The organism is Nocardioides sp. (assembly GCF_036267815.1).
In the GTDB taxonomy this organism is placed as follows: Bacteria; Actinomycetota; Actinomycetes; order Propionibacteriales; family Nocardioidaceae; genus Nocardioides.
This window is the reverse complement of the sequence record NZ_DATAVI010000061.1, coordinates 75,756-94,177: the sequence shown is the minus strand read 5'-3', so window position 1 is coordinate 94,177 and position 18,422 is coordinate 75,756. Positions and strand designations below refer to the sequence as shown.

Here is an 18,422-nt window from a genome sequence, read left to right as displayed (position 1 = left end):
CATTCCCGGATAGTACGGATCACTGCGCTGGCGCCTGGGGCCAGACCACCAGTCTCCTGATCCGTACTATCCCCGGGAGGACGCAGAAGGGACGCCGCGCGCTTGTCGGGGTCAAGGCCCGGGTAGCACATGGCAGGACCTGAGAGCTCAGGGTCGCTGCTGGATGCGGACCAGGTTGCCCGCCGGGTCGCGGAAGGCGCAGTCGCGGATGCCGTAGGGCTGGTCGGTCGGCTCCTGGACGACGTCGACATCGTGCGCCGTGACCTGCTCGAACGCCCGGTCGACGTCACCGGAGGCGAGCAGCAGGACGGCATAGGTACCCTTGGCCATCATCTCGCCGATGACACGGCGCTCGTCGTCGGTGATGCCAGGGTCGACGGCCGGCGGGTGGAGCACGACGTTGACGTCCGGCTGTCCCGTTGGACCGATCGTCAGCCACCGCATGGCTCCCTGGCCGACGTCGAGCCGCACCTCGAAGCCGAGAGCGTCGCGGTAGAACGCCAGCGAGGCCTCGGGGTCTGTGGCGGGCAGGAAGCTGGAGTGAATGGTGATGTCCATGCCGCCCACGCTAGGACCGGCCGGGTGCGGGTGCTTCTTGGTTCCTGACCGATCGGACCCTGATCGGACGGGTGACCTGCTTGGTGATGCAGGACGGCGTCTCCGCGTCGTTCTCCTCGACGACCGCGGCCACCTGCGCGCGGTAGCCGCTGGGCGAGAGACCCACGAGTTCGGTGAAGCGCGTGCTGAACGTCCCCAGGGATGAGCAGCCGACCTCGAAGCAGACCGCGGTGACGCTGAGGTCTCCCCGGCGGAGCAGCGCCATGGCTCGCTCGATGCGTCGCGTCATCAGGTAGGAGTACGGCGGCTCGCCGTACGCCTTCTTGAACTCCCGGCTGAGGTGCCCCGCCGACATGTGGACGCCCCGGGCGAGTGCCTCCACGTCGAGCGGGCGGGCGTACTCGCGGTCGATCCGGTCGCGCACCGATCGCAGCAGGGCGAGGTCGCGGAGGCGCTGCTGTTCGGCCGGGCTCGTCACCCGGTCATCGTGCCACGCCGGCAGGCTCCGGCAGCTCCTCAGCCTGGTCGTGCTGGGCGGCGGCGTCGCCGTAGAGCAGGGTCAGCGCAAGCGTGCCGAGCGGGGTGAGCGCCACCTCGACGACCAGCACGATCAGAGTCAGCGACCACAGCGGCAGCGAGGTGAAGAAGATCAGCAGGATCAGCCCGAGCAGGATGCCCAGGCCGTGGATCCCTGCCCACACCAGGGCCACGACCGCCGCGGTGTGCAGCCACCGGTGGCGCACGAGGTCACCGGCGCGCTTGCGGGCGGCCGTGCCAGCGAGGTCCTCGCGCATCACGATCTGCCCGAGGTACTGGTACCGCACGGTGAGCCAGGCCGCGACGGGGACGCCGATCCCGGTCCACGACAGCAGCCCGATCGCCACGGCGGCCGGGAGGTACGACACGGCCAGCGGGCGCCACCGCGCACCCACGGCGCGCACCGCGAGCCAGCCCCGGCCCAGGGTCGTGCGCGAGGCCCCGTCGTCCATCGCGTGCGCGACGGCGGCGGAGACCAGGAGCACCGTCAGCGGCCAGAAGCTGGTCGCCACCCAGGAGGAGAACAGCAGGTTGTTGCCGGCCGGGGCCTGCTGGGTCGAGACGCGGACGATGGTGCCGACGTAGGGCAGGTGCTGGAGCACCAGGAGGTCGATCATCGCCAGCACCCCGACCGGCACGGCGAGCATGCCCGCCACCACGAACGCCGGGATGTGGCGCCGGTAGAGGTCGACCGCGGCTCGCACGATCTCTCCCGAACGGCGCCGCGTCACCACGGGGTACGGCGGCACCTTGTCCCAGCGGGTCCGTCGCAGCAGGAAGGCCACTCCCAGGGCGAGCGCAGCCAGGATCCCCAGCACCGCCCCCGGCTGGGCGGCGTAGCGCACGTAGAGCACCGAGCCCTTGCCGACCACGTTGCAGAAGGTGCCGACCAGGGACGGCGGTGTCGAGCTGCCGCCGGGGATCACGAACGACGAGGGGCGGAGGTTCTCCTGCCAGGTGACCGGGCTGCGCCAGCGGGGCTTGCCCATCGGACCGTCCGGGCCGTTGTTGGGTCCTGCATGCCGCTCTCCCCAACGGCCGTGGAAGGCCAGCCAGGCGAACCTGCTGTCCGGCCCCGAGGGCCGGTCGGGGAGCAGGATCTCCTTCGGGACGACGCGGGTGTTGGGCGTCTGGGTGTTGTCGCAGCCGAAGCCCTCGTCGGCGCTGCGGCCGAGGTAGAGCGCCGGCTCGAAGTAGCTGGCGTGCGAGCCTTCGGAGGAGTAGACGACCGGGTGGTCGCCGTCCTTCTGGAGCTTGTCGGAGTCCCAGTCGGCCGTCTCGCCGCCGGTGTGCTGGGCATAGCCGAGCTGGAACGGCTGGGTGGTCAGCGCCGCCTCGACACTGGGCGCCTTGATCAGGACCTGGACGAACTCCCAGTCGCTCTCGTGGAGGTCGTTCCAGTCGTTGTAGTACCAGTACAGCCAGTACTGCACCGCGACGTACCCCGGCTTGTCGGCCTGCGTCGTGACGTGGGCGTAGACCGCGGCCTGCGACAGCGGCGTGTACCTCGCGCTGTCACGGGCGTAGATGCAGCCCGGCGAGAGCGCGTCGCCCGGCAGGTCGAGGTAGGTGCCTGTCCCCCGGCCGTAGAGGGCCTTGGCGGTGGGGGCCCACTGGATGACGGCGTCGTGGTTGCCGACCTGCCGCAGTGCCACCTCGGGGTTGTCCAGGACGGCGTTGACGCGCATCGGGACGAACGGCTCACCCGGGCCGCACGGCTTGGTGAACTCGCGCAGCATCACGATCGGGCTGTAGCGCTGGGCCAGCTCGTGCGCGGCCGGGCTCGAGTCGGCGTACGCCGGAGCAGTGGGTCCGAGCGCGGCCACCACGGTCACGGCGGTGGTCACCATGCCGAGCGCGGCAGACACCGCCGCCAGGCGACGAACCCTGCCACGACCGGTCCCCACCCCGGGCTCCCTTCCCGTTCGGGCGTCAGGCTAGTGGTCCGCGCCCGTGGTCCGCACCGGACTCCGGCGCCGACTTCCTGGCCTCTCCTGTCACTTCTTGGGGGTTGCAGAGGCCAGGAAGTGCCAAATCCCCCGCTTCAGCGGGGGATTTGACGACACGCGCGAACCCCACCTGAGGGGTGGGGACCAGCGGTGGCCGGGTCGCTCGCGGCGACGAGGCGACGACCGAGCTCGGCCATCGCCGCCCGGACCTCGGGCGAGCCGACCAGCCGGAACGGCATCGGCAGGTTGGCCAGCTGGGCGGCGTACCACGCCGGCTCGTCGGTGGTCGCCACCAACCGGGTGCTGCGCTCGTCGATCTCCTCGAGTCGGCCCAGGCTGCGGGCCAGCCAGTGCCGGCAGTCGGCAAGCGGTGCGTCGATGATGACCTCGACGGCGTGCTTCCAGCCCATCGAGAGCTGCTCCTCGACGGCGTTGAGGGCGTCGAGGCCGCTCGGGGCCGCGAACGTCTCGGGCAGGACCGTCACACTGCGCACCCGGTCGACCCGCAGCACCCGTCGCGCCTGCCGGTCGTGCGACCACCCCAGGAGGTACCAGCGGCGATGCCGGACGACCACCGCCCATGGGTCGAGCTCGACGTCCCACTCGCGACCGGCGTCGTGGCCGTAGCGGAGCCTGACGCGACGACCCGAGTCCGACGCCTCGACCAGCCGCAGCGTCACCTCGACGTCCGGGACGACGACGTGCCAGCCGCGAGCGGGCAGCCGGCGTACGGCGTCGGCCGGGCGCGCGAGCTGCTCGGGAAGGGCGCGGACGATCTTGCCGAGCGCCTGGCCGACCGGGTCGTCCTCTCCGGCTGGGTGTCCCTCGAGCACCGCCATCACCAGCCCGAGCGCCTCGTCGGCGGTGAACATCAGCGGCGGCAGCCGGAGGCCGCGGCCGATCCGGTACCCGCCGTACCGACCCCGGGTGGACTCGACCGGGATCCCCGCCTCGCGCAGGACGGCGACGTGGCGGCGGACGGCGCGGTCGGAGAGCCCCAGCCGGTCCGCCAGCCGCTCGGCGCTGATGCCCGGAGCGTTCTGGACCATCTCCAGGACCAGCAGCGCCCGGGCGGCCGGGCTCGCGTCGTGCACAACCACAGACTGCCTCACTATCCGGAAGAGAAACGTCCGCAACGGACACTAGCCTGGCAGCCATGACCGCAGCGTCCCGTGACCTGACAGCCGTCCTCACCGGACCGCCACAGGACGGCTCGGAGATCGAGACCCTGGTGGGAGCCCTCGAGCGCAACCGCCGCACCTTCGCGTGGAAGTGCGGTGGGCTGGACGCCGCGGCGATGCGGCAGACCCTCGGCGCGAGCACGATGACGCTGGGCGGCCTGCTCAAGCACCTCGCGCTGGTCGAGGACGAGTACCTCACCCGGCAGCTCACCGACGCGCCCGGGCTGAGCGCGCCCTTCGACGACGTCGACTTCGACGCCGACCCGGACTGGGAGTGGCGGACCGCCTCCGACGACTCCCCGGAGGAGCTGGTCGCGCTCTGGGAGGCCTGCGTCGCCCGCTCGCGCCGCAACCTCGACGGGGCCTACGCCGCCGGCCCGGACGCGCACTCCCGCACGGCCTGGTCGGACGGCCACCCGCCCCGCGTACGACGGCTGGTCGTCGACCTGGTCGAGGAGTACGCCCGGCACACCGGCCACGCCGACCTGCTTCGCGAGTCCGTCGACGGCCTGGTCGGCGAGGGCGCACCCCTCGACGAGCCCACGACGTGAGGAGCACTGCGATGACCGACGTGGAGGACACGACCCCCTGGGAGCCGCCCCTGGCCGGCACCGACGCCAGCCAGATCCTCGGGTCGCTGGACCGGATGCGCTGGACCTTCCGCTGGAAGGCCGCCGGGCTGGACGCGGCCGGGCTCGACACCAGGATCGGTGCCTCGAGCCTGACCCTGGGCGGCCTGCTCAAGCATCTGGCGACAGCCGAGGACTACCTGACCACTGTGAAGCTGCACGGCTCCCCCATGCCCGAGCCGTGGGCCGCCAACGGCTGGGACGCCGACGAGGACTGGGAGTTCTCCTCGGCATCACAGGACTCCCCCGAGGCGCTGTACGCGACGTACGACGCGGCGGTGGCTCGCGCGCGGGCGGCCATCGAGACGGCCGTGACCGAGCACGGGATGGACATGGAGGTCGCCGCCCACAACGACGCCGGCGAGCACGCCACCCTGCGACGCCTGCTGTGCGACATGGTCGAGGAGTACGGCCGGCACACCGGGCATGCAGACCTCCTCCGCGAGGCGGTCGACGGCCGGGTCGGCGAGGACCCGCCGCCGGGGTGGTGCCCCTGAGCGGCACACCTGGGCTACTCGTGGGCCGGCTCAGCCGTAGGTCGGCCGCTGCGGCCATCCCTCGGGAGAGTCCTCCCAGTCCTCCTGCCGGCCGTAGGGGGCGAGGTCCAGCACGTTGTTGACGAACAACAGCCTGTCGACGCCGCGCTGGGTCGTGCTGTAGGTGCGGTAGATGTCGTCGCCGTCGCGCAGGAAGAGGCTGAGCAGGAAGCCTCCCTCGACCCCGCAGTCCGCCGCGAACGACGTGCCCCGCGAGGAGTAGAACGGCACCTGCCAGCCCTGCTCGCGCCAGTATCCCCGCATCTGCTCCAGCGGCATCTCCGAGACGGTGGCCCACGCCACCCCCTCCTCGGCCAGCGTCGCCAGGTCGGTGACGTTGCGGGTCAGGTGGGTGCACCCGGGGCAGAAGCCGTCGGGGCCGACGTCCATGAACTGGTAGACCGCGAGCTGGCGCCGCTCGCCGAACAGGTCCAGCAGCGTGCTGGGCCCGTCGGGCCCCTGGAACGCGTACGACGTCTCGACGCGGACCGCCGGAAGCCGTCGCCGTCGCGCTGCCAGCCGATCGAGCGACCGGGTCAGCTCCTTCTCCTCGACGAGCAGGTCGGCCCGGGCCTGCTGCCACTCCTGCGCGCTCACCACGGGCGGCAGCACCGGGGTCTGGCCGTCGCTGCTCGGTGGCCCGCCGTCCGAGACCGATGTCGTCATCGCGTGCTCCCATCACTGGTCGGAGTCATGCCCTCGACGCTACGCCCCGCCACCGACAGCGCGGTGTTACCGTTTCGCCATCGGCGGTGGGGCTCGCCGACACACCGGAGGCGTCCGGGTGTGAACCGCGGCAGAGTCCGCCAACAGTCCCTACCTTGACCCGGTAGGAGCCCGCATGCCCCAGCCCGACGACGCCCCCGACGCGATCAGCGCCCGAGACGGTCGCGACCCGTTCCCGGGCTTCCCGGTCGACCCCGACGTCACCCGTGAGGCCGACCTCGCTCCCCCGCTCATCCACGCCGACGCCCTGGCAGCCATCGCCGTCGGCGGCGCGCTCGGCGCCCTCGGTCGCTGGGCGCTCGCGCAGGCGCTGCCGCACGCGAGCGACCGGCTCCCCTGGGACACCCTGCTCACCAACATCTCCGGCTGCTTCCTGATCGGGGCGCTGATGGTGGTCGTGGTCGAGCGCCTTCCCGGGCGCCGGCTGGTCCGCCCGTTCTTCGGGACCGGCGTGCTCGGCGGTTTCACGACGTTCTCGACCTACGTCCTCGACACGCGCACCCTGCTCGCTGCCGGCCGGCCCGGCCTCGCCGCGCTCTACCTCGCCGCCACGCTGGGCGGCGGGCTGCTCGCCGTCGTCGCGGGACTGCGCCTGGCCAGGCAGGTGCTGCGGTGACGGTGCTGCTGGTGCTCCTCGGCGGGGCCGTGGGCGCGCCCGCGCGCTACCTGACCGACCAGGCGGTGCAGCGCCGCCACGGCACGGACCATCCGTGGGGCACCTGGACCGTCAACGTCGCGGGCTCGTTCGTGCTCGGCCTGGTCGTCGCGGCCGGCCCGCCCTGGCTGGTCACCCTCGCCGGCACCGGGTTCTGCGGAGCACTGACCACCTTCTCGACCTTCGGCTACGAGACGGTGCGCCTCGCGGAGGAGGGCGAGCTGCCGGCCGCCACCTGGAACGTCGTCGGCAGCCTGGCGGCGGGTCTCGCCGCCGCCTCGCTCGGCTGGTGGCTCGGCTCGCTCGGGTGACCCACCCACCCTGAGGCGCGGGTGCTGGCCGTCGGTCACGGAACCGGAGGCGGCCGAGGAGCTCGAGGAGCTCGAGGAGTTATACAAGCGGTCTTGTACGATCGCCCTCCCCCGGGCCAGGCTCAGGTCATGACCCGTCGCACCGCCGCCGAGCGGCACCTGACCTCGGCGCCCCGGCCGCCCGCCGAGCGCGACCCGTCCGACGAGCTGGCCGAGCTGCTCGTGGCCTTCCACCACCCGATCCGGCGCTGGCTCACCGAGCTCCTCGGCGTCCAGGGGCCCGCGAACGTCGGGCACCTGGCGGCCGCGACCGGGCTCGCGGTGGGCTCGGTCAGCCACCACCTCAAGGTGCTGCACCAGCAGGACCTCATCGAGCCGGCCCCCGAGCTCGCCCGTGACACCCGGGAGAGCTGGTGGCGGCTCAAGCCCCGGACGATGACGTGGAGCGTCGAGGACTTCGACGAGGGCACGCTCGGCCGGCGCGTGGCCCAGACCGCGGAGGCCGAGAACCTCCGGTACCAGGTGCGAGCCATGCAGGACTGGCTGCGCCGGGCACCCGGCGAGACCGCCGCCTGGCGCACCGCGGCCAACTCCGTCGACACCTACGTCGCCGCCACCGAGGAGCAGGTCCGTGACCTCGCCCGGCGCCTGAGCAGGCTGGTCAAGGACTGGTCCGAGGAGTGCATGGCGGCCGCCGAGGAGCATCCTGACGACGTCCGGCGTCCGGTGCGCGCCGTCGCCCGGGTCTTCCCCAGCGAGCCGGTCCGGCCGTGAGCGCCGCCACCTCACCGGACCTGGTCGGCGCTCTCCCGCCGCCGGTGCGTCGTGACCCGATGGTGCTCACCTGGATGGCGGGCGTCGCCATCTCGTGGTTCGGCGACTCCGCGTGGGTCGTGGCGCTCTCGTGGACGGCGGCCCACACCCTGAGCCCCGTGCTGGCCGGCGTCGTCCTGGGCGGCGAGATGCTCCCCCAGGCGGTGCTGGTGCTGGTCGGCGGCGTCCTGGCCGACCGCTACGACCCTCGGCGGATGCTGGTCGCGGGCCAGGTCGGTCAGGCCGCCGTCCTGGGTGCCGGCGCCGTGGCCTGGCACTCCGGGACCCACGGCGCGCCCGTGCTGCTGGCGATCGCGGTCGCGTTCGGCATCGCCAGCGGCCTGACCCTGCCCTCGGGCGCGACGCTGCTGAGGCAGCTGGTCTCCCGCGCCGACCTCGGCACCGTGCAGGGCTGGAACCAGATCAGCAACCGGGCGATGAGGCTTCTGGGCGCGCCGGTCGGTGGCGTGCTCGTCGCCTGGCGGGGACCGGTGGGCGTGATGCTCGTCGACGCCGTGACGTTCCTGGCGATCGCGGGCGTGCTCACCGCCGTGGTTCGTCCGCGCTACCGCCTCCCCCGCGCCTCCCGCGAGCGCTGGCGCGAGTCCTTCGGCGACGGGATGCACTACCTGCGCGAGCACGAGACCGCCAAGCTGTTCGTGATCGGCCTGACCGCGCTCAACGTCTTCGTCACCCCCGTCGCGGGACTCGGAGTCGCGCTCCGCGTGAGCGGCTCGGGGTGGGGGGCGCACTGGCTCGGCATCGCCGACGCCTCCCTCGCCGCCGGCGCCATCCTCGGCAGTGTCGTGGCCATCCGCTGGCAGCCGGCGTACGGCGCGGCGGCCGGCTTCCGGGTGCTCGTCGTCCAGGGACTGGCCATCGCCGCCGTCGGCATCGGGTGGCGGCCCGCCCTGGTCGTCGCGATGGTGGTGCTGGGGTTCACGGCCGGGGCTGCCTCGGTCTGGCTGAGCGCGGCGTTCATGCGAGCGATCGACGCCTCTCACCTCGGGCGCGTCTCGTCGGTGACCAGCCTGGGAGACATGACGCTGATGCCGCTCTCGGTCCCCGCGCTCGGTGCCGTGGTGCGGGCGACGAGCGTCCTCACCGCCACGATGGCGTTCGGTCTGGCGATGTCATTGCTGTGCGCCTGGTTTGCGACCCGGGGGGCGATCCGGTCCCTGGAGGCCTGAGCCGATCGAGGGACGGGACTGAGTCATCCGTATCAGGCCGACGGGCCGATGGTCCTGAGCAAGTAGCACGTTGTGACCATTTGTCGGGTTTCTGACAGTCAGCGACGCGAGGCCGCGACACGATGTGCGCATTCCGGGTGAAACCGCAACCGGGAAAGGGGGGTTCGCCATGTGGGACACGGTCAGCGACAACGACCTGCATCTCTCACACGACCTCCCCTGTTCCCGGTGTGGCCACGCGATGCACACCTTCTTGGTGTGCGACGAGCTGTGCGACTGCACTCCGTGCGAGATGCCGGGCAGTCACCTGCTGAGTGCGCGTGGCCGCTAGCGGCCACCCGGAACATCGAGGCTCCCCCGGTCACTCGGGACCCCCGGCCCCCGCGACGTCGTCGCGGGGGCCGACCCGTCTCCTCGACACCTGGGACACGGCGACAACCCAACGGCGGGTGGCGACGTCCTAGGGAAGTGCTGATCCCTGGCGCGCAGCAGGCGGGATTGATCAGCGCTTCCCTAGGGGTCGTCGGCGATCCCGTGGCCCAGGTGGGTACGGTCGTGCCGACAGCGCGACCCGATCCGGACACGCCTGAGGGAGGGTGGAATTATCTCACAGATGAGATACCGTGGCCTCATGACGGAGGACTTCAAGGGCCGCATCGGCAACCTGATCCGTGATGCACGCATCCACCGCGGGCTCACCCAGCAACAGCTGGCCGAGCGCCTCCAGACCAGCCAGAGCGCGGTCAACCGCATCGAGAAGGGCCATCAGAACCTCTCGTTGGAGATGGTGGCCCGGATCGGCTCCGCGCTCGACTCCGAGATCGTGGCCCTCGGTGCCGGGCCGACCCACCTGCGCGTCACCGGCCCGACGACGCTGTCGGGTCAGATCGACGTCAAGACCTCCAAGAACGCCGGGGTCGCGCTGCTGTGCGCGTCGCTGCTGAACCGCGGCCGGACCACGCTGCGCAAGGTCGCCCGGATCGAGGAGGTCAACCGCCTCCTGGAGGTGCTCGGCAGCCTCGGTGTCCAGACCCGGTGGATCGGCGACGAGGGCGACCTCGAGATCATCCCGCCCAAGGAGCTCGACCTGAGCTCGATCGACGAGGCCGCGGCCCGGCGTACCCGGTCGGTGCTGATGTTCTTCGGGCCGCTCCTGCACCGGGCGGACACCTTCGAGCTGCCCTACGCCGGCGGCTGCCAGCTCGGCACCCGCACGATCGAGCCGCACATGGCGGCCCTGCGGCCCTTCGGCCTCGAGGTGAAGGCCACCGAGGGCTTCTACCACGCGACCGTCAACCGCGTCGTCGAGCCGTCCCGGCCCATCGTCCTCACCGAGCGCAGCGACACCACGACCGAGAACGCCCTGATGGCGGCGGCCCTCCACCCCGGCACGACGGTGATCCGCAACGCGTCGTCCAACTACATGGTCCAAGACCTGTGCTTCTTCCTCCAGCGGCTCGGCGTCGTCGTCGAGGGCATCGGCACCACGACGCTCACCGTGACCGGCCAGGCGGAGATCGAGGTCGACGTCGACTATGCCCCCGCCGAGGACCCGATCGAGGCGATGTCGCTGCTCGCGGCCGCCATCGTCACCGAGTCCTCGATCACGATCCGCCGGGTCCCGATCGAGTTCCTCGAGATCGAGCTCGCCGTGCTGGAGGACATGGGCTTCCGCTACGACCGGTCCGCGGAGTACGTCGCGAGCAACGGCCTCACCCGGCTCGTCGACCTGACCACCCACCCGTCGTTGCTGGCAGCGCCTCTGGACAAGATCCACCCGATGCCCTTCCCGGGTCTCAACATCGACAACCTGCCGTTCTTCGCCCTGATCGCGGCGGTCGCCGAGGGGCAGACCCTGATCCACGACTGGGTCTATGAGAACCGCGCCATCTACCTCGTCGAGCTCAACAAGCTCGGGGCCCAGGTCAAGCTGCTGGACCCCCACCGGGTGATGGTCGAGGGTCCGACCCGCTGGACCGGCACCGAGATCGTCTGCCCGCCGGCCCTGCGGCCCGCCGTCGTCGTCCTGCTGGCCATGCTCGCCTCCAAGGGCACCTCGGTGCTGCGGTCCACCTACGTGATCCACCGCGGCTACGAGGACCTCGCCGAGCGGCTCAACCAGCTCGGCGCCCAGATCGAGACCTTCCGCGACTTCTGACCGCCACGGCCACGCGTCACCATGCCCCCGGTCGTCGTCCTGCTCGAGGGCGCGAGCGACGCCGCGGTCGTGGAGGTCTTGTGGGCGGCCCGCGGTAGGCGCACGCGTGACCCCGCTGCGGCGCACGAGGTCGAGCTGCGCGACATGCGCGGCATCACCAACGTCGGGCGCCAGCTCGACGAGCTAGCCGGGCGCGCGACCGTGCTGGGGCTGTGCGACGCACCCGAGGAGCGGTTCGTGCTGCGCGGCCTGCGACGACAGGGATACGCCGTGGCCGACCGCGCCGACCTGGCGCGGCTGGGCTTCCACGTCTGCGACCGCGACCTGGAGGACGAGCTGATCCGCGCCCTGGGCCCCGACCGCGTGCAAGTGGTCCTCGAGGAGCTCGGCGAGCTCGAGCGCTTCCGGGCCTTCCAGCGGCAGCCCCAGTGGCGCGGGCGCGACGTCGGCGACCAGCTGCACCGGTTCGCCGGCACCGCCTCGGGTCGCAAGCTGCTCCTCGCCCGACGGCTGGCCGAGGAGCTCACCGATCGGTCTCCCCTGACGTCTCCCGTGCCGTGTCCCACGCCCTCCCCCGTCCCTCGTCCCCTGGCCGCCCTCGTGGCGGACATCGAACGCCGCGTGACGGCGTGAGGACCGGGCTTCCGTTCCTGGACGACGGGACGCCGGTGCTGGCCTTCGCGCACCGTGGCGGCGCGCGCCATCCCGGGCTGGAGGGCCTGGAGAACACCTCGGCGGCCTTCGCCCACGCGGTCGGGCTCGGGTACCGCTACCTCGAGACCGACGCCCACCTGACCCGCGACGGAGTCCTCGTCGCGTTCCACGACCAGCTCCTGGAGCGGGTCACCGACGGTGCCGGAGGCATCGAGCAGCTCGACGCGACCGCGGTGGCGGCGCTGCGCGTGGGCGGTCGGGAGCGGGTGCCCACCCTGACGTCGCTGCTGACCGACTTCGCCGGAGCGCGCTTCAACGTCGACCTCAAGACCGACGCTGCGGTCGCGCCACTCGCCGAGCTCGTCCGCGGGCCGTTGGCCGACCGCGTGCTCGTGGGGTCGTTCTCCGGACGACGCCTGCGGCGATTCCGCCGGCTCGCCGGCCCATCGGTCGCCACCTCGGCCTCGCCCGGCGAGGTGGCGGCGTACGTCGCGCTGCCCGGAGGCGCCGCGATGCTGGTGACTCGCCTCCTCGCCCGGGTCCTCGGCGGCCGCCCGCCCGACGCCCTCCAGGTGCCCCATCGGGTGGGGCCGGTGGTGGTGGCCTCGCCGCGCCTCGTGCGGCGCGCGCATCGCGCCGGGCTCCACGTGCACGTGTGGACGGTCGACGAACCCGACGAGATGCGCCTGCTGCTCGACCGAGGTGTCGACGGGCTGATGACCGACCGCACGGACATACTCCGAGACGTGCTTCACGAGCGGGGGCTGTGGCCCGACGACCCACCCGAGGCGGGCTGATGGGGAGCGTCCGGTGACCGGGCCGACCCCACCCGGCGCGGGCGGTGTCGCCGACCTCGAGCCACTGTGGAGGTCGCGGGAGCAGCGCGCCTGGAACTGGTACGACTGGGCCAACTCCGCCTACTACACGACGGTGCTGAGCGTCCTGTTCGCGCCGTACATGATCACGGTCGCCGGCAAGGCCGCCGGCTGCGGGAGCTCGGCCGACGACACCTGCGACAAGACCGTCGACCTCCTGGGTCTCCACCTGGCCGCGGGCTCGCTGCCCTTCTACCTCACCAGCTTCGCCACGATCGCGAGCGCTTTCGTGCTGCCGGTCGTCGGCGCACTGGTCGACCGATCCTCGCGCAAGCGGCTGCACATGGCAGCGTTCGCGTGGTCGGGGTCGTTGTTCGCCGCGCTCCTGTTCCTGATGCGCGGCGACCACTGGCAGCTGGGCGCGTTCGCGGTCGTCGTCAGCAGCATCCTGGGCGGGTGCTCGCTGGTGAGCTACTACGCGATCCTGGTCGACATCTCCACCGAGGACGAGCGCGACCGGGTGTCCTCGCGGGGGTGGGCGTGGGGCTACCTCGGCGGCGGGCTGCTGCTGGCCCTCAACCTGGTGATGGTCCTGGCTCACGGCTCTCTCGGGCTCGACAAGGAGCTCGCGGTCCGCATCTCCCTGCTGTCGGCCGCGGTGTGGTGGGCGGGCTTCACCCTGGTCCCCGTGCTCCGGCTGCGCGACCACCCGCCACGAGACGTCGTGGCCGGGTCGGGCCGCCTGCTGAGTCGCTCCTTCGGGCAGCTGTTCACCACCCTGCGCGAGATGCGCGCCTTCCCGATGACTCTGACCTTCCTGGTGGCGTTCCTGTTCTACAACGACGGGATCCAGACCGTGATCGGCGTCGCCTCGACGTACGGCTCCAAGCAGCTGGGGTTCGGCGACGGCGTGCTCATCGCGACGATCCTGATGATCCAGTTCGTCGCCTACGGCGGGGCTCTGCTGTTCGGGCGCCTCGCGGCGACCTACGGCGCCTACCGCTGCATCCTGTGGGGCACCTACGCCTGGATGGTGATCGTCGTCCTGGCGATGTTCCTGCCCCGCAAGAACATCGTCGCCTTCCTGCTCCTGGGCGTGGCGATCGCGGTCGTCCTCGGCGGCACCCAGGCCCTGTCCCGGTCCTTCTTCAGCCTTCTGATCCCCCGCGGGCGGGAGGGCGAGTACTTCGGGCTCTACAACGCCTGCGAGCGCGGAACGTCGTGGTTCGGGACCTTCCTGTTCGGCATCGTGTTCCAGGTCACCGGCTCCTACCGACCGGCGATCGTGGCCCTGATCGTCTTCTTCGTGCTCGGAGCGGTGTTCCTGCTCCGTCTTGACGCGCGCCGGGGTGTCGAGGAGGCGGGCAACACCGCCCCCGCCGTGATGTGACGAGCCCGGTCGGCGTGTGTGACCATGTGAGCTCCTTCGGTGAGCGAACCATGGTGACGCGCCACGCGTCCTTCTGGAGGAACACCGCGCGATCGGCGTACGTTGACAAGGGCAGGAAGTCCGTGACGTGTGCTCATCACGAACACGGGGTACGACCGTCTTGTCTATGTACGCCTCGGGCGCGTACCCGGGGGCTACAGAACGCTGGAGGTGAACCTCATGGCAGAGCGCACACTTCGTGGCGCACGGCTGGGAGGACAGAGTTTCGAGGACGAGCGCGGCATCGAGTTCGCGGCTCGGCAGCAGTGTGGATACCGCTGCGTCAACGGCCACGAGTTCGAGGTCACGATGTCCGTCGAAGCCGATGTCCCCGCGATGTGGGAATGTCCACGGTGCGGGGCCGAGGCGCTCAGCACCTCCGGCATCCGCCCGGAGGCGAAGGCAGAGAAGCCGGCGCGCACCCACTGGGACATGCTGCTGGAGCGGCGGTCCGAGAAGGAGCTGGAAGACATCCTCAAGGAGCGGCTCGAGCTGCTGCGCGAGGGTGAGATCGGCCCCGCTCACCTGCACCGCGCCAACGCCAAGCGTCGCGTCAAGGCCTGACCGCCGAGGCGGTCAGCGGTCGTCGTCGACGACCTCGCCGCGGACGACGGGGCCCTCGCTGCCCTGGCTTCCGGTGCCCGCAGCTCGCACGACGAGCAGGCGTCGGGCGAGGTAGCGGGTGAGCACGACGCGCGCCAGCGGGCGTGTGAACGGCAGGATCAGCACGATCCCGAAGACGTCGGTCACGAAGCCCGGGCTCATCATCAGCGTGCCGCCCACCAGGATCAGCGCGGCGTCCGCGAGCTCGGTCGAGGGCATCCGACCGGACTGGATCGTCGAGGTGAGGGCACGCCAGGCGCGGCGTCCCTCACGCTTGACCAGCCACGCGCCGAAGATGCTGTCGGCGATCAGCAGCAGGATCGTCCACCAGGCTCCGATCACCTGCCCGACGCGGATGATGACGTAGATCTCCAGGATCGGCACGATCACGAAGGCCGCGAGCAGCAGCCAGCCCCATCCGCTGCGGCGTCGCAGCCGTCGTGCCCGGAACGGGCCCGCGCTCATCGCCGCCTCCGGCGGGCCAGGCCTGCGGAGACCTGGTCGCGGCGCTCGCGCAGGCCCCAGCTCGTGACCCGGCGCAGCGACTCGACCGCGATCTGCCCGCTCATCTTGGAGTCGCCCCGGACCCGCTCCACGAACTCGATGGGCACCTCACGCACCCGCAGCCCGAGCCGCAGGCACCGGGTCACCAGGTCGGTCTGGAAGACGTAGCCCGTGCTCTCGACGGTGTCCAGGTCGATCGCGTGCAGAGCCGACGCGCGGAACAGGCGGTACCCGGCGGTCGCGTCGCGGACGGACACCCCGAGCAGCAGCCGGACGTAGAGGTTGCCGCCGCGCGAGAGCAGCTCGCGGCGCAGCGGCCAGTTGACCACACTCCCCCCGGGCACCCAGCGCGAGCCGATGACGAGGTCGGCGTCGGCGAGCGCGTCGAGCAGCAGGTGGAGCTGCTCGGGCTGGTGGGAGCCGTCGGCGTCCATCTCCCCCACGACGTCGTAGCCGGAGTCGAGGGCGACCCGGAAGCCGTGCTTGTACGCCGCGCCCAGGCCGCCCTTCTCGGTGCGATGCAGCACCCGCAAGGCCGAGTCGCCGGCCGCGAGCTCCTCGGCCAGCTCGCCCGTGCCGTCGGGTGAGCTGTCGTCGACGACCAGGACGTCAAGGTCGGGTTGGGCGGCCCGCAGCCGGCCGACGACCCACGCGAGGTTGTCGACCTCGTTGTAGGTCGGCATCACCATCACGACACGACCGAGGCCGCCAGCCGTCGAGCCCGGGCCGCTCATGCGCTGATCCTGTCGCCGGAGGTGGGAGTGGGCGAGGTCGTCGCGCCAGCGGGGTCCGCCTCGGCGGAACCGCGGCCCCGAGGATACCGACTCCGGCGCTGCGTGAGGCTCACGAGCCAGCCGGCAAGCACCGCGACCACACAGCCGCGTCCCAGCCAGGGGCCGATCCGCACCGCGGGCGTCACCGCGTCGTACAGCCCGACCCGCGCCTCGGCGTAGGACATGGTGCGGCTCGGGACGCTCGTGACCACCGAGCCGTCGGGCGCGATGACGCCGGTGACGCCGTTGATCGCCGCGACGACGACGTAGCGATGCGACTCGATCGCGCGCAGTCTGCTGATCGCGAACTGCTGGTCGATCTGAGCGGTGTGGATGAACATCGCGTTGCTGGTCTGCACCACCACGAGCTGGGCGCCTCGGGAGAGCTGGGCGTACAGGCCGTCGTCGTAGGCGACGTCGAAGCAGATGGCGTCGGCGACCCGGGTGCCGGCGATCTCGAGCGGCTCGGCCCGCGTGCCGCGGACCATGTCGCGAGGCACCTCGTTCAGCTCGGTGAGGTGGGAGCCGAACAGCCAGCGCCAGGGGATGTACTCCCCGAACGGCACGGGATGCCACTTGGTGTAGCGGTCGCCCGCGCCGGTCACCGGGTCGAAGACGATCCCCTGGTTGAGCACGTGGTGGACGCCGCCGTCGACGACCACGCCCACGAGGATCGGCACGTCGACGGCGCCGAGCGCCTCCTGGATGTCGGTGCGCATCTGGGGGTCCTCGAACGGGTCCAGCGCCGTGGAGTTCTCCGGCCAGACCACGAAGTCGGGCTTCGGGGTCCGGCCGGCGCCGACGTCGGCGGCCAGCCGGCTCGTCTCCTCCTCGTGCTGGGCGGTGATCTGCCGGAAGTGCGCGAGCACCTGGGTGCCGTTCCCGGGCACGTTGCCCTGCACGGCAGCCACCTCGACGTGACCGGCCAGCCGGCTGGAGTACGGCGCGAGCAGCGGGAGCGAGCCCAGGGCGAGCACGCCGACGGCCCCGGCCAGCGGCCCGATGCGGACCCGGCGGAGCCGATCCAGCGCCCCGCCGGCGCTCGCGGGCGCGGTGCTGTCGGCGTTCGGGACGGCTGCCGCGAGCAGTGCCCCGGTCAGGGCCAGCAGCAGGCTCACCCCGGTCGCCCCGACGTAGGGCAGGGCGCCCTCGACGGGGCTGCCGACCACGGCGTAGGACAGCCGGCCCCAGGGCATCCCGCTGGCCGGCCAGGTCGTGCGGATCGCCTCCGTCGCGACCCAGGCGACCGCGAGCCAGGCCGGCGCGAGCCGCAGGCGGCGCAGCGGCACCGTCGCCGCGCCCAGCACGCCGTACCAGACGGTCTGGGTGAGGGCCAGGCCGATCCACGGCACGATGCCGACGACGTGGAGCCACGACAGCAGGGTGATCTGGAAGGCACCGCCGAAGACGAGGCCGGGCAGCCAGGCCCTGCGCACCGGGAGCCCGCCGGTGACCCTGAAGAAGGCGGCGACCGCACCCGGCAGGAGCCAGAACGCGTTCGTGGGCGGGAACGACGCGGCCAGCGCGAGACCTGCCACGAGGGCGATCAGACACCGGCTCCGCATGAGGAGAAACTACCGGCGCGGCGATGGCCGGCCCGCGGGGCTTGCAACGACCGGAGAGGAATGCGGCCCTTCGGGCCGACCGGACCACGACTGGCTGTCGCACGCCCAGAAGTTGTCTAGGGGGAACCGCATTCCTCTCCGGTCTCGCTCTCGCGAGATGAGCGCCGTCGCCGTCGAACCGGCCTCTCGGGGGGCGGACTCCCACCGAGGCTGGCCGACCACCGGGACGCCGGTCTTGCTCTCACGATGCTTGAGCGAACTTCGCCACTTTTGGTCATCGGCCGCCTCCTTGTCAACCGCCCGCTGACCTGCGAGGACACGGGAATCCGCAGGTCAGGGCCCGACGTTGTCGCCCGAAGTTCATCGCGAATTTGCCCAGAAACACGGCGTGTCAGGCACCGACACGCCGTGCTGGTGAACGCTCGCTAACCTCGTCGTCAGGTGGGGACGACGACGGTGCCGGTCGCTGTCGTGGCGACGATCGGAGGGTCGAGCATCTCGGCCGCTCCAGGTCGCTCGACCGAGGCGTTCCCCCGGGCGACGACCGCGACCGACAGCTCCAGAACCCGGCTCCGGGTGCCCACCTTGACCAGGTCGCACACGACCTCCAGGACGTCGCCGGCGCGCACCGGCTCGCGGAACTGCACGTCGGAGTACGACGCGAACAGACCTTCGTCGCCGTCGGTGAGGATGCACATCTCGGTCGCGACGTCGCCGAACAACGCCAGACTGTAGGCACCGTCGACGAGGTTGCCGGCGTAGTGGGCGTGGGAGTAGGGCACGTAGCGTCGGTGCACCACGCGGGTGCCGGCGTCCTTCCCGGTCTTGGTGGGCAC

General features: G+C 71.7%; 20 protein-coding genes. 11 read left to right on the top strand and 9 right to left on the bottom strand.

The genetic code is table 11. From position 1 onward, the window contains the following. Positions 1-147: 147 nt before the first annotated feature. The 4 genes from VHW64_RS13290 to VHW64_RS13275 form a co-directional block, all read right to left on the bottom strand. Entirely contained in the window at positions 148-558 is a 411-nt protein-coding gene (locus tag VHW64_RS13290) for a VOC family protein (protein ID WP_329651043.1), read from the bottom strand. 10 nt (positions 559-568) lie between these two features. Continuing rightward, positions 569-1,036: a helix-turn-helix transcriptional regulator gene (locus tag VHW64_RS13285; protein ID WP_329651042.1), complete on the bottom strand. Its 468-nt coding sequence runs from the start codon at positions 1,034-1,036 to the stop codon at positions 569-571. 4 nt (positions 1,037-1,040) lie between these two features. After that, complete coding sequence (locus tag VHW64_RS13280; RefSeq protein WP_329651041.1) at positions 1,041-2,963, bottom strand: Vps62-related protein; 1,923 nt, start codon at positions 2,961-2,963, stop codon at positions 1,041-1,043. A 176-nt stretch (positions 2,964-3,139) separates the two neighbouring features. Continuing rightward, the gene (locus tag VHW64_RS13275; RefSeq protein ID WP_329651040.1) at positions 3,140-4,138 is read right to left on the bottom strand and encodes a helix-turn-helix transcriptional regulator; all 999 of its coding nucleotides are present in this window, start codon (positions 4,136-4,138) and stop codon (positions 3,140-3,142) included. A gap of 62 nt (positions 4,139-4,200) precedes the next feature. Between VHW64_RS13275 and VHW64_RS13270 the strand changes: the two genes are divergently transcribed. Both VHW64_RS13270 and VHW64_RS13265 read left to right on the top strand, forming a co-directional pair. Next, positions 4,201-4,776, top strand: a complete 576-nt coding sequence (locus tag VHW64_RS13270; RefSeq protein WP_329651039.1) for a DUF664 domain-containing protein — start codon at positions 4,201-4,203, stop codon at positions 4,774-4,776. An 11-nt stretch (positions 4,777-4,787) separates the two neighbouring features. Beyond that, positions 4,788-5,351 (top strand): DUF664 domain-containing protein, encoded by a 564-nt coding sequence (locus VHW64_RS13265; protein ID WP_329651038.1) that lies wholly within the window; start codon positions 4,788-4,790, stop codon positions 5,349-5,351. A gap of 30 nt (positions 5,352-5,381) precedes the next feature. Here VHW64_RS13265 and VHW64_RS13260 read toward each other — a convergent pair whose 3' ends face one another. Then, positions 5,382-6,056 (bottom strand): DUF899 family protein, encoded by a 675-nt coding sequence (locus tag VHW64_RS13260; RefSeq protein ID WP_329651037.1) that lies wholly within the window; start codon positions 6,054-6,056, stop codon positions 5,382-5,384. Positions 6,057-6,231: 175 nt separating this feature from the next. Here VHW64_RS13260 and crcB (VHW64_RS13255) point away from each other — a divergent pair, with 175 nt between their 5' ends. From crcB (VHW64_RS13255) to VHW64_RS13215, 9 genes are all read left to right on the top strand, one after another. Continuing rightward, on the top strand, positions 6,232-6,732 hold the full coding sequence (crcB, locus tag VHW64_RS13255) for a fluoride efflux transporter CrcB (protein ID WP_329651036.1): 501 nt from the start codon (positions 6,232-6,234) through the stop codon (positions 6,730-6,732). Continuing rightward, positions 6,729-7,082: a fluoride efflux transporter CrcB gene (gene crcB, locus VHW64_RS13250; protein WP_329651035.1), complete on the top strand. Its 354-nt coding sequence runs from the start codon at positions 6,729-6,731 to the stop codon at positions 7,080-7,082. The genes crcB (VHW64_RS13255) and crcB (VHW64_RS13250) overlap by 4 nt, the downstream gene beginning before the upstream one ends. 129 nt (positions 7,083-7,211) lie before the next feature. Next, entirely contained in the window at positions 7,212-7,856 is a 645-nt protein-coding gene (locus VHW64_RS13245) for an ArsR/SmtB family transcription factor (RefSeq protein ID WP_329651034.1), read from the top strand. Then, positions 7,853-9,085, top strand: a complete 1,233-nt coding sequence (locus VHW64_RS13240; protein ID WP_329651033.1) for an MFS transporter — start codon at positions 7,853-7,855, stop codon at positions 9,083-9,085. The genes VHW64_RS13245 and VHW64_RS13240 overlap by 4 nt, the downstream gene beginning before the upstream one ends. Positions 9,086-9,716: 631 nt before the next feature. Next, positions 9,717-11,243 (top strand): UDP-N-acetylglucosamine 1-carboxyvinyltransferase, encoded by a 1,527-nt coding sequence (locus tag VHW64_RS13235; protein ID WP_329651032.1) that lies wholly within the window; start codon positions 9,717-9,719, stop codon positions 11,241-11,243. A gap of 21 nt (positions 11,244-11,264) precedes the next feature. Further along, a complete protein-coding gene (locus VHW64_RS13230; protein ID WP_329651031.1) occupies positions 11,265-11,876 on the top strand; it encodes a hypothetical protein in 612 nt (203 codons plus the stop codon). Then, a complete protein-coding gene (locus VHW64_RS13225) occupies positions 11,873-12,694 on the top strand; it encodes a glycerophosphodiester phosphodiesterase family protein (RefSeq protein WP_329651030.1) in 822 nt (273 codons plus the stop codon). Before VHW64_RS13230 ends, VHW64_RS13225 begins: the two co-directional genes overlap by 4 nt. Before the next feature lie 13 nt (positions 12,695-12,707). Next, positions 12,708-14,102 carry an MFS transporter gene (locus tag VHW64_RS13220; RefSeq protein WP_329651029.1) on the top strand — a complete coding sequence of 465 codons (1,395 nt, stop codon included), beginning with the start codon at positions 12,708-12,710 and terminating at the stop codon, positions 14,100-14,102. A 219-nt stretch (positions 14,103-14,321) separates the two neighbouring features. Then, positions 14,322-14,705: an RNA polymerase-binding protein RbpA gene (locus tag VHW64_RS13215; RefSeq protein ID WP_329651028.1), complete on the top strand. Its 384-nt coding sequence runs from the start codon at positions 14,322-14,324 to the stop codon at positions 14,703-14,705. A gap of 12 nt (positions 14,706-14,717) precedes the next feature. Here the strand turns inward: VHW64_RS13215 and VHW64_RS13210 are convergent, their stop codons facing one another. The 4 genes from VHW64_RS13210 to VHW64_RS13195 all read right to left on the bottom strand — a co-directional run bounded on the left by VHW64_RS13210 (position 14,718) and on the right by VHW64_RS13195 (position 18,422). Further along, positions 14,718-15,209 carry an FxsA family protein gene (locus VHW64_RS13210; RefSeq protein WP_329651027.1) on the bottom strand — a complete coding sequence of 164 codons (492 nt, stop codon included), beginning with the start codon at positions 15,207-15,209 and terminating at the stop codon, positions 14,718-14,720. Further along, the gene (locus VHW64_RS13205; RefSeq protein WP_329651026.1) at positions 15,206-15,982 is read right to left on the bottom strand and encodes a polyprenol monophosphomannose synthase; all 777 of its coding nucleotides are present in this window, start codon (positions 15,980-15,982) and stop codon (positions 15,206-15,208) included. The genes VHW64_RS13210 and VHW64_RS13205 overlap by 4 nt, the downstream gene beginning before the upstream one ends. Continuing rightward, the gene (lnt, locus tag VHW64_RS13200; RefSeq protein WP_329651025.1) at positions 15,979-17,586 is read right to left on the bottom strand and encodes an apolipoprotein N-acyltransferase; all 1,608 of its coding nucleotides are present in this window, start codon (positions 17,584-17,586) and stop codon (positions 15,979-15,981) included. Before lnt ends, VHW64_RS13205 begins: the two co-directional genes overlap by 4 nt. Before the next feature lie 437 nt (positions 17,587-18,023). Next, positions 18,024-18,422, bottom strand: a complete 399-nt coding sequence (locus VHW64_RS13195) for a hotdog domain-containing protein (RefSeq protein WP_329651024.1) — start codon at positions 18,420-18,422, stop codon at positions 18,024-18,026.

Bases quoted from the DNA above. Each gene is read 5' to 3' on its own strand.
- VHW64_RS13230 (WP_329651031.1), top strand. From the start codon at position 11,265: ATGCCCCCGGTCGTCGTCCTGCTCGAGGGCGCGAGCGACGCCGCGGTC.
- VHW64_RS13205 (WP_329651026.1), bottom strand. From the start codon at position 15,982: ATGAGCGGCCCGGGCTCGACGGCTGGCGGCCTCGGTCGTGTCGTGATG.
- crcB (WP_329651036.1), top strand. From the start codon at position 6,232: ATGCCCCAGCCCGACGACGCCCCCGACGCGATCAGCGCCCGAGACGGT.
- lnt (WP_329651025.1), bottom strand. From the start codon at position 17,586: ATGCGGAGCCGGTGTCTGATCGCCCTCGTGGCAGGTCTCGCGCTGGCC.
- VHW64_RS13265 (WP_329651038.1), top strand. From the start codon at position 4,788: ATGACCGACGTGGAGGACACGACCCCCTGGGAGCCGCCCCTGGCCGGC.
- VHW64_RS13270 (WP_329651039.1), top strand. From the start codon at position 4,201: ATGACCGCAGCGTCCCGTGACCTGACAGCCGTCCTCACCGGACCGCCA.
- VHW64_RS13290 (WP_329651043.1), bottom strand. From the start codon at position 558: ATGGACATCACCATTCACTCCAGCTTCCTGCCCGCCACAGACCCCGAG.
- VHW64_RS13210 (WP_329651027.1), bottom strand. From the start codon at position 15,209: ATGAGCGCGGGCCCGTTCCGGGCACGACGGCTGCGACGCCGCAGCGGA.
- VHW64_RS13245 (WP_329651034.1), top strand. From the start codon at position 7,212: ATGACCCGTCGCACCGCCGCCGAGCGGCACCTGACCTCGGCGCCCCGG.
- VHW64_RS13215 (WP_329651028.1), top strand. From the start codon at position 14,322: ATGGCAGAGCGCACACTTCGTGGCGCACGGCTGGGAGGACAGAGTTTC.
- VHW64_RS13235 (WP_329651032.1), top strand. From the start codon at position 9,717: ATGACGGAGGACTTCAAGGGCCGCATCGGCAACCTGATCCGTGATGCA.
- VHW64_RS13260 (WP_329651037.1), bottom strand. From the start codon at position 6,056: ATGACGACATCGGTCTCGGACGGCGGGCCACCGAGCAGCGACGGCCAG.